We start from the raw sequence: 14,097 nt of genomic DNA on the forward strand, positions 1-14,097 counted from the left end.
GCGTGGTGGGCAGGTTCATGAAGTGTGTTCATGACGCTCGGGTTGCCAGTGCCGGCCCCTTCGCGAAGAGGCCGGTCCAGACGCTGAAATGCTCAACCCTGCTGAAACATCTCCATCGCCCGCTGCTTGATCTGCTCTTCAGTCAGATCCTCCTTGCGCGAGGCGAGAAACCACAAATGCCCATACGGGTCCTTCAACGTCCCGCTGCGATCACCGTAAAACTGATCCTTGACCGCGGACACCGACGTCGCGCCGGCATCCAGTGCCCGTTGGAATGATTTGTCGACATCGGTGACATACAGATGCAAACCAACTGACACGGCTTTATCAGGATTGCTCAACGGCCCCTGATCGCACGGCGAGCCGAGCATGATCGCGCTGTCGCCGATGCGCAGTTCGGCGTGGCCGATGCCGCCGTCAGGCATGGCCAGACGCATGACTTCGGTGGCGCCGAAGGCTTTTTTATAGAAATCGATGGCCTCGGCCGCTTTGTGGATGCCGAGATACGGGGTAATGCTGTGATACCCCTCGGGAATGGGTTTGACGCTCATGACGTTCTCCCTGATTTGTTGTTCTATGGGACAAAGACTCCACCGGGTTTGTGGAAGATTCACTATAGAACCGTCCTCGGCGTGCAGATTTTTGCCCGACGAGCAGTCAATTTTTTGGAAAGTGCGGCCCCGGGCCTTGTTCGCCAAGTACATCGCCCTGATTGCGCAGCGGACAGGCTTCCATCGACAAACAGCCACAACCGATGCAGCCATTGAGTCGGTCGCGCAGCAGCGTCAGTTGCTCGATCCGTTCATCCAGCTCGCGCCGCCATTGCTGTGAGAGGATTTTCCAGTCTGCCGCGCTGGGCGCACGATCATCCGGGAGGATCTTCAATGCTTCACCAATCTCCGCCAGCGGAATCCCCAGCCGCTGCGCGACTTTGATCAACGCTACGCGGCGCAGTACTTCGCGCGGATAGCGCCGCTGATTGCCGGCATTGCGCTGGCTCTTGATCAGGCCTTTGGATTCATAAAAGTGCAGCGCGGTGACTGCGACGCCACTGCGCGTTGCGACTTCACCGACGGTGAGTTGTTTGTGCAAAGTTTCCTTGGTGATCATTGCAAAAATGCTCTTGACCTTGACTTAACTAGAGGTTTTACCCTGCAGGTCTTCGAGTCGCAAGATTCGTCTACCGATAAGTGGGGACTTTCATGCAAGCACCAGCGAAAAACCGCAGCTTCACCCAGTTGATCGAGTTCGAGATCGAACCGCGTCAGCAGCCAGCCCTGGTGACCGCACTATCGATCCAGACCGAGCGCCTGGCTCAACGTTATGCAGGTTTCGTCAGCGCCAGCGTGCAGGCCAGCGATGACGGCCGGCGTGTGCTGAGTTTTCTGCAATGGCAATCCCGCGAGGCGGGGGAGGCGGCGTTTCGCAGCTTTGAGAGTGGCGAGCAGGACTTCTGGCAATTGATTCACACCCATCAGGCGAAAACCATCACCTTCAATTCGTTTCAGGTGCTGAGCAGCATCGCCCGCAGTCACGACGATGCGCTGCACTGCCGCCTGGTCGGCTAGATCGACAACTGGATCAGGCGCTCGCCCTGCAGATTTTCGGTAAGTCGCCGCTTGTTCACCGCCAGTTCGCCGATCTTGATCAAACGCGTGCGGGTGACGTTGCGGCTCAAACCGAGCAACGCTGCGGTGTGCACCTGGTTGTAATGGCAGAAGCGATACGCTGCCCGCAGCAGGGCGTCCTCGACTTTTTCGTGCAAAGCGCCGGCCTGTTGCCCGAACAGTTTTTGAAAGGCTTGTTCCAGCAACGCCTCCGGTGAATCGTCGGCGCTGGCGTGCTGATCGTCCGGGCGTTCGATGCGCAGGTTGGACAGGCGCAAATCATCACGTTCGATGACGCCGTTGCGGCAGATCAACAAGGTGTGGTGGATGACGTTTTCCAGTTCACGAATATTGCCCGGCCAACTGTAAGCACGCAGCTTGTGCTCGGCGCCGGGGCTGATGCTGACCCGCCCGTAACCGAGGCGTTGGCTATAGGCTTCGATGAAATGGCGGGTCAGCGGCAGTATGTCGCCGGGACGGTCGCGCAACGGGCTCAGTTCCAGATTGACCACGTTGAGGCGGTAGTACAGATCCTCGCGGAAATGGCCGGCATTGATGGCTTTTTCCAGCTGTACATTGGTCGCCGCCAGCACCCGCACATCGATGGGAATGCTTTTGCGCGAGCCCAGTCGCACCACTTCGCGTTCCTGCAAAACCCGCAACAACTTCACCTGAATTGCCATCGGCAGGTCACCGATCTCATCGAGAAACAAGGTGCCGCCATCCGCTTCCTCGAACCACCCGGCCTTGGCACTCAGCGCACCGGTGAACGCGCCTTTTTCATGACCGAACAATTCCGCTTCCACCAGCGATTCGGAAAACGCCCCGCAATTGACCGCGATAAACGGCCGATGACGACGGTTGCTGAGGTTATGAATATGCCGCGCCACCAGCTCTTTGCCGGTACCGGTTTCGCCGATGATCAGCACACTCGCTTCACTCGGTGCGACCTGTTGCAAATGCGCAAGCAGGGCCTGGGACTTCGGGTCTTCGAACACCTGCGCGGTGGCGCGAATCGACGTGGCCAGCGCGGGGGAGGGCGGTAGGGTCAGCAGTTGCATGGGCTCGTCCTTCTTTTTTTTAGTTCAAATGCAGGCAGGTCAGGAATAAAAGGTCGGCACCGGCAGCGACTGGTTCAGCGCCCAGTCGCCCAGCTCATGGAGTTTGTAATCCAGCGGGTCATGCAGGGTCTGCGTGCGCAGGTTGCGCCAGTGGCGGTCGAGGCGCAGGGAGGCGTGGGTCGAGCGCGCGCCGGTCACTTCGAACAAACGGCTGCAGATTTCCAGGCCCTGACGGCTGGCGGCGACTTTGGCGGTGGCGATCGCGGTGGCGACATGACCGCGCTCTTCGACGCTGAGATGTACACCTTTGGCCCAGGCCTCATCGAGTAACGTCGCCGCGCGTTCGACCAACAGGCGAATGCCTTCCAGCGCCACCCAGAACTCGCCGTAATGCGCGAGCACGTAGGGATCTTCACGCACATCGCGGGCCGAGGATTTGTGCCAGAGCCGGGTTTCGCTGAGGGTGTATTGCCGCGCCTCTTCGAAAGCGCCTTCGGCAATCCCGAGAAACATATGCGTGAAAGTCAGTTGCGCGATCAATGGCCGCAGGCAGGCGAACGGCGTGCTCAGCGGCCCGGGATCGAGGAGCAATTCCGATTCTTCGACGCGCACCCGTTCAAACGTGGCGCTGCCGCTGTCGGTCTGACGCTGGCCGATGTTGTTCCAGTCATTGTGCAGGGTGATACCACTGCGTCCGCTGGGAATCGCCGCGATCAGCAACTTGCCGCCCGCGCTTTCATCGACGGCTGAAGCGATCAGCATTTGTGAATCACTGGCGCCGGAACAGAAGCTTTTTTTCCCGGAAAATTCGCGCCAGCCACCGAGATCCTTGACCACGGTGCGGGTGTCGAGCGGGTTGAGCGCGTTGCCCCAGAACCAGTTCTGCCGCGCGGTCTGTTCAAACCACGGCTGCCATTGTTCGGGCCGGGAAAACAGGCGTACGGTGGCGAGCATCAAGTGATGAAAACCGAACACGTGGGCGATCGAACTATCGACCTTGGCGAATTCGCGAACGACTTGCAGGGTTTCGCTCCAGCTCGCGCCGAGGCCGCCGTAGCGGGTGGGAATGCTCAGGGCCAGCAGGCCGCTGTCGCGCAGGGCATCGCGCTCGGTTTTCGGTGTGCCGCCGCGTTCGTCGCGTTCGACGGCGGTCAGGGCAAATTCGGCGGCCAGTTGGCGGGCGGTCTGCAATGGGGATAACAAAGTACTTTGCGGTTTGGCGGTCACACCAACACTCCTGAATTCACTCAGCCGGTGTAGGCGCTGCCGCAGGCTCGGGCCGCTCCTACACAAGAGATCCGGTTTATGCCGAGGTTTTTGTGGGCAACACATCATTGGCAATCATTTCGCCAAACGGCCCGGTCAGATTGGTCACGCCACGGCCGGCCAGGCTGGCGTAAGGCTCGGGCAGCAGCGGGAACACCAACTCGGCAAAGCGGTAAGCCTCTTCCAGATGCGGATAACCGGAGAAGATGAAGCTCTCGATGCCCAGATCCGCGTACTCCTTGATCCGCGCCGCCACTTGTTGCGGATCGCCGACCAGCGCCGTACCGGCACCGCCGCGCACCAGACCGACGCCGGCCCACAGGTTCGGGGCAATTTCGAGGTTATCGCGACGGCCATCGTGCAATGCGGCCATGCGCCGCTGACCCTCGGAGTCGAAGCGCGAGAAGGATTTCTGCGCCGCCTCAATGGTCTCGTCGCTGATGTGTTCGATCAGTTTGTCCGCCGCTTTCCAGGCCTCTTCGGCGGTCTCGCGCACGATCACATGCAGGCGGATGCCGAACTTCACCTTGCGCCCATGCCGCGCCGCACGTTCGCGCACGTCAGCGAGTTTTTCCGCGACGGCGGCGGGTGGTTCGCCCCAGGTCAAATAGACATCGACTTGTTCGGCGGCCAGATCATGTGCAGCATCGGAGGAGCCGCCGAAGTACAGCGGCGGATAGGGTTTCTGCACCGGCGGATACAGCGCTTTGGCGTTCTGCACCTTCAGGTGCTTGCCGTCGAAATCCACCGCTTCGCCTTGCAACACGCGGCGCCAGATCTTCAGGAATTCATCGGTGACTTCATAGCGCTCGGCGTGGCTGAGGAAACTGCCGTCGCCACGGTTCTCGTCCGGATCGCCTCCGGTCACGACGTTGATCAACAAGCGGCCGTTGGATAAGCGATCCAGAGTTGCCGCCATGCGCGCCGAGACCGTCGGCGAAATGATCCCTGGACGGATCGCCACCAGATAACGCAGACGTTCAGTCAACGGCACCAGTGCCGAGGCGATCACCCACGAGTCTTCGCAGGAGCGCCCGGTGGGAATCAATACGCCGTGGTAACCGAGGCTGTCGGCGGCCTGCGCGACTTGTTTCAAATAGTTGAGCGTGACCGGGCGCGCCCCTTGAGTGGTGCCCAGATAGTGGCCATCACCGTGGGTCGGCAGGAACCAGAAAACATCCATGAACGGCTCCTCAGGCGATTTTCAACAAAGGTTTGATTTGTGTGGCGAACAGCGGCGCCGCGCGTTCAGCGGCCAGGCGGATGCGCGCCTTCAGCAGTTCGCTGGTGATCTGGTAATCGGCGAAGTCGGCTTCGGTGGCGTACACACCGATCGGCAAGGTCATGGCCTGGAAGAAGCTGAACAGCGGCCGCAGTTGATGATCGAGCACCAGCGCATGGCGCTCGCTGCCACCGGTTGCGGCCAGCAGCACCGGAGTGTCGATCAATGCGTTGAGGTCGATCAGGTCGAACAGATGCTTGAGCAGTCCCGGGTAAGAACCGCGATAAACCGGCGCGGCAACAATCAACAGATCGGCCTGTTCAATGGCCTGCAACTCGGCTTCAACCTCGGCACTGAGTTCCTGACGAGACAGCGCGCCCCCGAGCGGGCGAGCGATATCACCGAGTTCGATCAAATGGCTTTCGATGGTCAGGTGGCCGGCCAGTTCGGCGAGCAAGGCTTGGGTCAGCACCAAAGTACGGGACGGACGCCAGGTGCCGCCGGAGAGGGCGACGACTTTCAGGGGACGCGACATGATCAGTTCCTTTTTCAACAGTTGCTCAGTGAGCAGTGAGTGAGTCACCGGGTCTGAGCAAGCGCTGTACCAATTCCTGCAAGCCCCGGTTTACAAGGCGTTGAGCGTTAGCGTGGCGGTCGCCCCTGTGAGTAGCGAGGCGCTTTGTTGGATTGGTGTTGGCTGAGCAACAGTTGCTGGAGCAACAGTGCTCAGCGCATGGATGAAGTTATAAAGGCTGTTTGTTATTCCGTAAAAGAACGTTAATCGATATTTATAGATCGTTGGGAGATATGCGCCGACGCGCGTCGATTTCCTGATAGCCACTATTGAGAGCGTTGATTTCTGCGCGAGCGTGCCCGGGCGTAGCCTTTGTCCATCGACTCCCATTGCTCGCCAGGACGCTCCCATGAATCGTTTACTGACTGTTTTCTTGATGCTCGCTGTTTCCGTACTCGCCGGTTGTGCCGGACACGTTTCACCGGAACTGCGCCCTTACACTGATGAGGAGTCCCGCGAATTGGCGATGGAAGCGCTCAATCGCAGCGGCCTTTCCTTCGACGAATACCACGCGAAAAAAGCGCAATTGCTCGGTCAGACCCAGTTCGACAAAAAAGCCGAAATGAGTGCAGAACGTGCCGTACAGCTGCACGGTCGCCCAAGCTGAAAACAAACTGTACTGCTTGAAGTTTTACCCAACTGTCCGTGGGCTTGCCCGGCGGCGTGGGATAGGGTCAACACCTGAATGACCCTGATGGATTGCCTGCCATGAACCTCTCGCTTGACCTGCTGTTGGGCTTTGCCCTGTTTGCCCTTGTCACCTCGATTACGCCGGGGCCGAACAACACCATGTTGCTGGCATCGGGGGTGAATTTCGGCTTCAACCGCACCATCCCGCACATGCTCGGGATTACTTGCGGCTTCTTTGTTCTGGTCGTGGCCGTGGGCTTTGGCCTTGGTGCGGTGTTTCAGAGCTATCCGATTCTCTATACGGTTCTGCGCTATGTCGGCGCGGCGTATCTGTTGTATCTGGCGTGGAAAATCGCTCACTCGGGACCGATCGGTGACAGTGCCGAAGGCGAAGCGAAGCCGATCAGCTATCTGGGCGCGGCCGCGTTTCAGTGGGTCAATCCCAAAGCGTGGATCATGGCCATCGGTGCCATCAGCACCTACACGCCGATGCAGGGTTATTTCACCAATGTCGTGGTGATTGCGGCGGTGTTCGCCATCATCAACCTGCCGAGTGTCGGCGTCTGGGCGGCCTGCGGTACGTTGTTGCGCAATGTGCTGAAGGATCCGCGCTGGTTGCGCGTATTCAACTGGGGCATGGCCGCATTGCTGGTGATTTCGCTGTACCCATTACTTCTCGAAAGCTTTAGCTGACGCATCGCTTCAACCGCAGGCCGGATGCCTGTTAAGCTCGACTTCAGGAGCGTTCCTACGCACTTTGAATGAAGTTGTTCTTCTTTAACGGCATCCGATCAGGTATTGATGACGCTCTCGAACCGACGCGCAGCTCACAAGGCTGCGCTGTGCCGTTTGCAGACACGAGCCTCCTGATCCCGGAACACGCTCTGCGAGTCTTTTATGAACACACGTCCGTTGTATTTCGATTACGCCGCCACCACCCCGGTGGACGAGCGGGTCATCCAGGTGATGATCGAGTGTCTGGGGTTCCACGGTAACTTCGGCAACCCGGCTTCCAGCTCCCACGCGTTCGGCCAGCAGGCCCGGCACACGGTCGAGCAAGCCCGCCGACAGGTCGCCGAACTGGTCGGCGCTCAGGCCGGACAGATCGTCTGGACCTCCGGTGCTACCGAGTCCAACAACCTCGCCCTTAAGGGTGTAGCCCAGGCGCGCGGCGTGTCCGGCGGCCACATCATCACCAGCCAGATCGAACACAAAGCCATCCTCGATACCGCCCGCCAATTGCAGGACGCCGGCATCGCCGTGACTTATCTGGTGCCGGACGCCGATGGCCTGATCACGCCGCAAGCGGTCAGCGAAGCCATGCGCGACGACACCTTTCTGGTGTCGCTGATGCTGGTGAACAACGAGTTGGGCACCGTTAACGATGTTCAAGCGATTGGCGAAGTCGTGCGCAGTCGTGAGGCGTTGTTCCATGTTGATGCGGCCCAGGGCGCCGGCAAAGTGGCAATCGACCTGGCGCAATGGCCGGTGGATCTGATGTCGTTTTCGGCGCACAAACTTTACGGCCCCAAAGGTATCGGCGCGTTGTACGTCGGTCCGAGAGCGCAACAGCGGTTGCTGGCGCAGATTCACGGCGGCGGGCACGAGGGCGGTTTGCGCTCCGGGACGTTGGCGACTCATCAGATTGCCGGCATGGGCGCCGCGTTTGCCTTGGCCGCCGAGGCATTCGAGGCCGAGAAACAAACCATCGTCGCATTGCGTGAACAACTGCTCGAACAACTGCTCGGCCTGCCGGGCGTGCGCCTCAACGGCTGCGCCACTCAGCGCATTCCGCACACCTTGAGCCTGACCTTCACCGAAGGTGAATTCAACAGCGCGGCGTTGAGCCATTCGATCGCCTTTTCCGCGACCTCGGCCTGCAATTCGGCGAGTAACGCGCCGTCCCACGTGCTACTGGCATTGGGGCATGACGCGCATCTGGCCGGTCGCACCATTCGCTTGAGCCTCGGCCGTTTTACCACCGCCGAAGATATCGACAAGGCCGTTCAACTGATCAAGACCGCCTGCGCCAGTGCTCCGGCATTCTGGGCGACAGGGCTTTAAACGAGCCGACCTCACGGCTACGAACAATAACGATGAAGTGATTAGCAGGAGACATGATGAGTACCCAGACCTCGACCGAAGGATCGGTGCCCCAGCGCTTGGCGCACACCCGTGAACTGATGCGCCGCGAAGGCATTCATGCATTGTTGGTGCCGTCCGCCGACCCGCATTTGTCGGAATATTTGCCGGGTTACTGGCAGGGCCGGCAGTGGCTGTCGGGCTTCCACGGTTCGGTCGGGACTCTGATCGTCACCGCTGATTTCGCCGGCGTCTGGGCCGACAGCCGTTATTGGGAGCAAGCGACGAAGGAGCTCAAGGGCAGCGGCATCGAACTGGTCAAACTGCAACCGGGTCAGCCGAGCCCGCTGGACTGGCTGGCCGAGCAGACACCAGAAGGTGGTGTGGTCGCGGTTGACGGTGCTGTGATGGCCGTGGCGTCGGCGCGGTCGTTAAGCAGCAAGCTGGAGGCACGCGGTGCGCGTCTGCGTACCGACATCGATCTGCTGCAGGAAGTCTGGCGCGATCGCCCGAGTCTGCCGAATGCACCGATCTATCAGCATCTGCCACCGCAAGCGACCGTCAGCCGTGGCGAGAAACTCGCCAAACTGCGCGAAACCTTGCAGGAACGCGGGGCCGACTGGCACTTCATCGCCACGCTCGACGACATTGCCTGGCTATTCAATCTGCGCGGTGGCGATGTGTCGTTCAACCCGGTGTTTGTTTCGTTTGCGTTGATCGATCAACAGCGGGCCACATTGTTCGTGGCGCTGAGCAAGGTCGACGCGGATTTACGCGCGGTACTGGAGCAGGATGGCGTGACGCTGCGCGACTACAGCGAAGTCGCCGATGCCCTGCGTGCGGTGCCGAGTGGTGCGAGTCTGCTGGTGGACCCGGCGCGAGTGACCAGTGGTTTGCTGGATAACCTCGACAGCGGCGTGAAGCTGGTCGAAAGCTTGAACCCGACCACGTTGGCCAAGTCGCAGAAAAGTGAAGCCGATGCTCGGCACATCCGCAAAGCCATGGAGCAGGACGGTGCGGCGCTGTGCGAATTCTTTGCCTGGCTGGAATCGGCCTGGGGTCGCGAGCGCATTACCGAGTTGACCATCGACGAAAAGCTCACCGCCGCCCGTGAGCGTCGTCCGGATTATGTGTCGCTGAGTTTCAACACCATCGCCGCGTTCAACGCCAACGGCGCGATGCCGCATTACCACGCCACCGAAGAAGAACACGCGGTGATCGAAGGCGACGGCTTGCTGCTGATCGACTCGGGCGGTCAATACCTGGGCGGCACCACGGACATTACGCGGATGGTGCCGGTGGGCACACCGACCGAAGAGCAGAAGCGCGATTGCACGCGCGTGTTGAAAGGCGTGATTGCGCTGTCAGGTGCACAGTTTCCCAAAGGCATTCTCTCGCCGCTGCTCGACGCGATTGCCCGTGCGCCGATCTGGGCCGACAACGTGGATTACGGTCACGGCACCGGTCATGGCGTTGGCTACTTCCTCAACGTCCATGAAGGTCCACAGGTGATTGCCTATCAGGCCGCGCCTGCACCGCAAACGGCCATGCAGCCGGGGATGATCACGTCGATTGAACCGGGCACTTATCGTCCGGGCCGTTGGGGCGTGCGGATCGAAAACCTGGCGATGAACCGCGAGGCGGGCAGCAGCGAGTTCGGTGAATTCCTCAAGTTTGAAACCTTGACGCTGTGCCCGATCGACACGCGTTGCCTGCTGCCGGCGTTGCTGTCGGAGGAAGAGAAACAGTGGTTCAACGCCTACCACGCGCAAGTGCGTGAGCGCTTGACCCCGTTGCTTGAGGGTGCTGCGCTGGAATGGCTGAACACCCGTACTGCGGCGATCTGATCGGCCGGGATTCAGGCGCTGTGTTCAGCGCCTGAATGATTGCTTAGCCTTGGCGCAAGGCTTCCTCAACGAAGTCCAGCCGATCCTGGCCGAAGAACAGCTGATTGCCGATAAACATACTGGGTGCTCCGAAGACGCCACGTTTAACCGCGGTTTCGGTGTTCTCCTTAAGCGCTGCTTTGACAGAATCATCGTTGCTCAGCGCCAGTACTTCCTGCGGATCGAAACCGTGTTCGCTCAGCACAGCGGCAACAGTCGCGGGCTCGTCGAGGCTGCGTCCTTCAACCCACAGCGCCGTGAACAGACAATCGATAAATGCCTGAAAGCGTTCTGGCTGCCGCAACTGGATGCCAGTGACGGCACGCATCAACATCAGTGTGTTGATCGGGAAATGCGGATTGAATGTCAGCGGCACCCCATAGCGTTTCGCGTAGCGGTCCAGATCCTGAAACATATACCGACCCTTCGCCGGGATCATTGCCGGTGATGCGTTACCGGTTGCCTTGAAGACGCCACCCAGCAGCATCGGGATGTAGATCAGCTCGCTGTGCGTCTCGGCGCAAATCTTCGGCAGTTGGGTGTAGGCCAGATAGGTGGCAGGGCTGCCGAGGTCGAAATAGAACTCCACGGTTTTCGTCATTTTCACGTCTCTGTCGTTATTGTTATGGCGGGGGTCTTACCAGCGTTCGTTCCAGGGGCGCAGATCCAGCTCGAATGTCCAGGCATCCCGTGGCTGACTGTGCAGATACCAGTAGTTCTCGGCGATGTGCTCGGGATTGAGGATGCCATCCTGATCTTTGGTGGCGTACTTCTCGGGGAAACTGTTGCGAATGAAATCGGTATCGATCGCACCATCGACCACCACATGGGCGACGTGGATGTTCATTGGCCCCAGTTCCCGCGCCATGCTTTGCGCCAGTGCGCGGATGCCGTGTTTGGCACCGGCGAAAGCGGCGAATCCGGAAGCGCCACGAAGTCCGGCGGTGGCACCGGTGAAAAGAATCGTGCCGCGATTGCGCGTGACCATGCGTCTGGCCACTTCACGGGCATTGAGAAATCCTGAGAAACAGGCCATTTCCCAAATCTTGAAATATTTGCGTGCGGTTTCTTCAAGAATGCTGCACGGCACGTTGGCGCCGATATTGAACACAAAGGCTTCGATCGGCCCCAGACGGGTTTCGATGTCTTCAATCAGGGCGATGACGTCTTCTTCCTTGCGCGCATCGCAGGCAAAGCCATGGGCTTCGCCGCCTTCAGCCTTGATCGCGTCCACCAGCGGTTGCAATTTGTCGGCGCTGCGTCGCGTGACGCAGGCGACGAATCCTTCTCTGGCAAAACGCTTGGCAATCGCTCCGCCCGTGGCATCGCCGGCGCCGACAACCAATACGACCTTCTTCTTGTTCATGGGTGAATCCCTTTATTAAACGATCGTTAAGTGAACGAACGTTATGCTAGGATCCAGACAACGTCAAGGCGGTCAATTCGAGGGCAAACACATGCGTTACTCCGCCAGTCATAAGCTGGAAACACGGGAAAAGCTGCTGCAGAGCAGCGCGCTGTCAGCAAAGCGCTGCGGTTTTTCCACGGTGGGCGTCGATGGTTTGATGAAGGCTATCGGGCTGAGTGGTGCGGCGTTCTACAGCCATTTTTCGTCAAAGGATGCGTTGTTCACTGCCATCGTCGAGCGCGAGTTGGGTCAAAGCCTTGAGCGATTGGGCGGGGACGGCACGCAGGATCGTCAGCGAATGGAGCGCTGTCTCAAGCACTACCTGAGCATGGCCCACGTAGAACAACCTGAGGCCGGTTGCGCGTTGCCGGCGCTGGGCGCAGAAATTGCCCGATCGGATGTTCAGGTGCGCGAGCAAGCCGAACTGTGGATTTGCCGGCTTCAGGCGCGTTGGGCGCAGATACTGGAAAGCGAGACGCTGGCGTGGTCGGTGTTGTCGCAATGCGTCGGCGCATTGGTGGTGGCGCGCATGTTGGCTACGCCGGACGTTCAGCAAGCGGTGCTGAAGTCCAGCCATGCAGAGATCGACCGGCAGATTGCCGGGCAGCGCTGATCTATTTACAGATAACGATCATGCTGCGACTGGTGTAGCCCGCAGGATTAAGACCGAACGGGTAATCGCCGGGTTCTTCCACGGCGTCACCGGATTTGGCGATGACCTTGTAGCCTTTCGGCAAGCAGGCACTGGCGGCACTGGCGTAGCACTTGTCCCAGGAGGACGATAGCCCGGAGCAGTTGATGTGCAGCCCTTTTTTCCCGCGTTTTACCTGAGTTTCCGAAGTCGCCGCGCAACCTGCAACTGCCAGTATGGCGATCAGTATCAAAATTCGTTTCATTACCGTCCTTATAGCGGCCACGAGTCTGACGCTCGGGTTTGCCTGTGTTCGCTTGCGCTTTAAGCGTTTTGAAATCCCTGTCCGAAAAAATCCATGTCTGGCATTGGGTTACGGGTCTAAACATGGCCTAAATGCGCGCCAATTGCCAGACCTTCGTCAAATCCTCTTTCAATCAGCCGCGATTGCAGGTTTCGCGGCACTTCCCATGGTCATGGTTGCGCCGACGGATGCGAGAATAATGCACAGGATCGCCATCCATTGTGACAGTGTGAGGAATTCATGCAGGAACAACAGGCCCGATAGGGCTCCGAAGGCCGGTTCGATACTCATTAATGTGCCGAAAGTGCGTGCCGGGAGGCGGGTGAGAGCGACCATCTCCAGTGTGTAGGGCAGGGCGGTGGACAGGATGGCCACACCAATGGCAATCGGGATCAACGAAGGGGTCAATAGGGCGGCACCTGCATGCACGATGCCGATAGGGGCGACGAACAGCGCCGCGATCATGACCCCCAAAGCTGCCGTCGTTACACCGTTATCGGCGCCGGCCTTCTGTCCAAACAGGATGTATAGCGCCCAGCAGACACCGGCACCCAGTGCATATCCTGCGCCCACCAGGTCGATTCCCGCACTGGTCGCGCCTGTTGGAATCAGCAACAGGAGGCCGGTGATAGCCAGGGCAATCCAGAGAAAGTCGATAGCGCGACGTGATGCATAGATAGCAACGGCCAGTGGCCCGGTAAATTCGAGGGCAACGGCAATCCCTAGCGGTACGGTGCGCAGTGACATATAGAAGAGGAAGTTCATGCCGCCGAGTGCCATGCCGTAGACGATGACAGTGCGCAATGATTTGGCGGTCAGCTTTGCTCGCCAAGGGCGCAGTATTAACAGCATGATCACGCTGGCGAAGATCAGGCGCAGCGTGGTGGTTCCCTGGGCGCCAACGATGGGGAACATGCTTTTGGCCAGAGAAGCTCCCGACTGGATCGACGCCATGGCTATTAATAGCAGGCCAACCGGGAACAGCATTGAGGCAAGAGAGCGTGGCTGGTCATTCATTACGTGGCATCGTCCAAGGTGAGAGCAAGGCATTATTATTGGTGTTGGGCAATATACTGCGCATTCGATCGGGTTACGTCTATATAGAAGAGGCCTTTTTCAACTGATCGATAGAAAAGCTAAATTAACGGTTGACGGCAGATTTCAGATGTCTATAATTCGCCCCACTTCCGGCGCAGTCGAAACGGAAAACTCCTTGAGATTCAAAGAGTTATGTAGGTTTCGGCAGCAAGTTGCTTCAGTTCATCGAAGCCAAAAGGAAGTTGAAAAAGAGGTGTTGACAGCAGCGTGTAACGCTGTAGAATTCGCCTCCCGCTTCGGAGAGATCTGAAGCGCAAGTGGTTGAAGTTGTTGAAGAATTCTTCGAAAACTTCTGAAAATAATCACTTGACAGCAAATGAGGCTGCTG

General features: G+C 59.0%; 16 protein-coding genes. 6 read left to right on the forward strand and 10 right to left on the reverse strand.

Annotated features, from left to right (window positions below):
- Positions 1-92: 92 nt before the first annotated feature.
- Positions 93-551 (reverse strand): VOC family protein, encoded by a 459-nt coding sequence (locus ACIF4X_RS07810; RefSeq protein WP_397481653.1) that lies wholly within the window; start codon positions 549-551, stop codon positions 93-95.
- Between the two features lie 106 nt (positions 552-657).
- Positions 658-1,110, reverse strand: a complete 453-nt coding sequence (gene soxR / locus ACIF4X_RS07815; RefSeq protein WP_397481654.1) for a redox-sensitive transcriptional activator SoxR — start codon at positions 1,108-1,110, stop codon at positions 658-660.
- Between the two features lie 92 nt (positions 1,111-1,202).
- On the opposite strand from soxR, the gene ACIF4X_RS07820 reads away from it, so the two are divergent.
- Positions 1,203-1,568, forward strand: coding sequence for an antibiotic biosynthesis monooxygenase (locus ACIF4X_RS07820; RefSeq protein WP_397481655.1), 366 nt, complete (start codon positions 1,203-1,205; stop codon positions 1,566-1,568).
- On the opposite strand, the gene ACIF4X_RS07825 is transcribed toward ACIF4X_RS07820, so the two are convergent.
- The 4 genes from ACIF4X_RS07825 to msuE form a co-directional block, all read right to left on the reverse strand.
- Positions 1,565-2,668, reverse strand: a complete 1,104-nt coding sequence (locus ACIF4X_RS07825) for a sigma-54 interaction domain-containing protein (protein ID WP_397481656.1) — start codon at positions 2,666-2,668, stop codon at positions 1,565-1,567. The genes ACIF4X_RS07820 and ACIF4X_RS07825 overlap by 4 nt on opposite strands.
- A gap of 39 nt (positions 2,669-2,707) precedes the next feature.
- Positions 2,708-3,895 carry an acyl-CoA dehydrogenase family protein gene (locus ACIF4X_RS07830; protein WP_397481657.1) on the reverse strand — a complete coding sequence of 396 codons (1,188 nt, stop codon included), beginning with the start codon at positions 3,893-3,895 and terminating at the stop codon, positions 2,708-2,710.
- 76 nt (positions 3,896-3,971) lie between these two features.
- Positions 3,972-5,117, reverse strand: a complete 1,146-nt coding sequence (gene ssuD, locus ACIF4X_RS07835; protein WP_397481658.1) for an FMNH2-dependent alkanesulfonate monooxygenase — start codon at positions 5,115-5,117, stop codon at positions 3,972-3,974.
- Positions 5,118-5,127: 10 nt separating this feature from the next.
- Entirely contained in the window at positions 5,128-5,691 is a 564-nt protein-coding gene (gene msuE / locus ACIF4X_RS07840) for an FMN reductase (RefSeq protein ID WP_016985421.1), read from the reverse strand.
- A 388-nt stretch (positions 5,692-6,079) separates the two neighbouring features.
- On the opposite strand from msuE, the gene ACIF4X_RS07845 reads away from it, so the two are divergent.
- From ACIF4X_RS07845 to ACIF4X_RS07860, 4 genes are all read left to right on the forward strand, one after another.
- Positions 6,080-6,337, forward strand: coding sequence for a hypothetical protein (locus tag ACIF4X_RS07845; RefSeq protein WP_397481659.1), 258 nt, complete (start codon positions 6,080-6,082; stop codon positions 6,335-6,337).
- Between the two features lie 101 nt (positions 6,338-6,438).
- Positions 6,439-7,053: a LysE family translocator gene (locus tag ACIF4X_RS07850; protein WP_397481660.1), complete on the forward strand. Its 615-nt coding sequence runs from the start codon at positions 6,439-6,441 to the stop codon at positions 7,051-7,053.
- Between the two features lie 204 nt (positions 7,054-7,257).
- Entirely contained in the window at positions 7,258-8,424 is a 1,167-nt protein-coding gene (locus ACIF4X_RS07855) for an aminotransferase class V-fold PLP-dependent enzyme (protein ID WP_397481661.1), read from the forward strand.
- Positions 8,425-8,480: 56 nt separating this feature from the next.
- On the forward strand, positions 8,481-10,289 hold the full coding sequence (locus ACIF4X_RS07860; protein ID WP_397481662.1) for an aminopeptidase P family protein: 1,809 nt from the start codon (positions 8,481-8,483) through the stop codon (positions 10,287-10,289).
- A gap of 43 nt (positions 10,290-10,332) precedes the next feature.
- On the opposite strand, the gene ACIF4X_RS07865 is transcribed toward ACIF4X_RS07860, so the two are convergent.
- Positions 10,333-10,929, reverse strand: a complete 597-nt coding sequence (locus tag ACIF4X_RS07865; RefSeq protein WP_397481669.1) for a 2-hydroxychromene-2-carboxylate isomerase — start codon at positions 10,927-10,929, stop codon at positions 10,333-10,335.
- 36 nt (positions 10,930-10,965) lie between these two features.
- On the reverse strand, positions 10,966-11,694 hold the full coding sequence (locus tag ACIF4X_RS07870) for an SDR family oxidoreductase (protein ID WP_397481663.1): 729 nt from the start codon (positions 11,692-11,694) through the stop codon (positions 10,966-10,968).
- A gap of 91 nt (positions 11,695-11,785) precedes the next feature.
- Here ACIF4X_RS07870 and ACIF4X_RS07875 point away from each other — a divergent pair, with 91 nt between their 5' ends.
- Positions 11,786-12,349, forward strand: coding sequence for a TetR/AcrR family transcriptional regulator (locus ACIF4X_RS07875; RefSeq protein WP_397481664.1), 564 nt, complete (start codon positions 11,786-11,788; stop codon positions 12,347-12,349).
- Between the two features lies 1 nt (position 12,350).
- Here ACIF4X_RS07875 and ACIF4X_RS07880 read toward each other — a convergent pair whose 3' ends face one another.
- Both ACIF4X_RS07880 and rhtA read right to left on the reverse strand, forming a co-directional pair.
- Entirely contained in the window at positions 12,351-12,632 is a 282-nt protein-coding gene (locus ACIF4X_RS07880; RefSeq protein WP_095120409.1) for a hypothetical protein, read from the reverse strand.
- Positions 12,633-12,800: 168 nt separating this feature from the next.
- Positions 12,801-13,688 carry a threonine/homoserine exporter RhtA gene (rhtA, locus tag ACIF4X_RS07885; RefSeq protein WP_397481665.1) on the reverse strand — a complete coding sequence of 296 codons (888 nt, stop codon included), beginning with the start codon at positions 13,686-13,688 and terminating at the stop codon, positions 12,801-12,803.
- Between the last annotated feature and the right edge of the window lie 409 nt (positions 13,689-14,097).

Source organism: Pseudomonas sp. NPDC085632, from assembly GCF_044541255.1.
Classification (GTDB): domain Bacteria; phylum Pseudomonadota; class Gammaproteobacteria; order Pseudomonadales; family Pseudomonadaceae; genus Aquipseudomonas.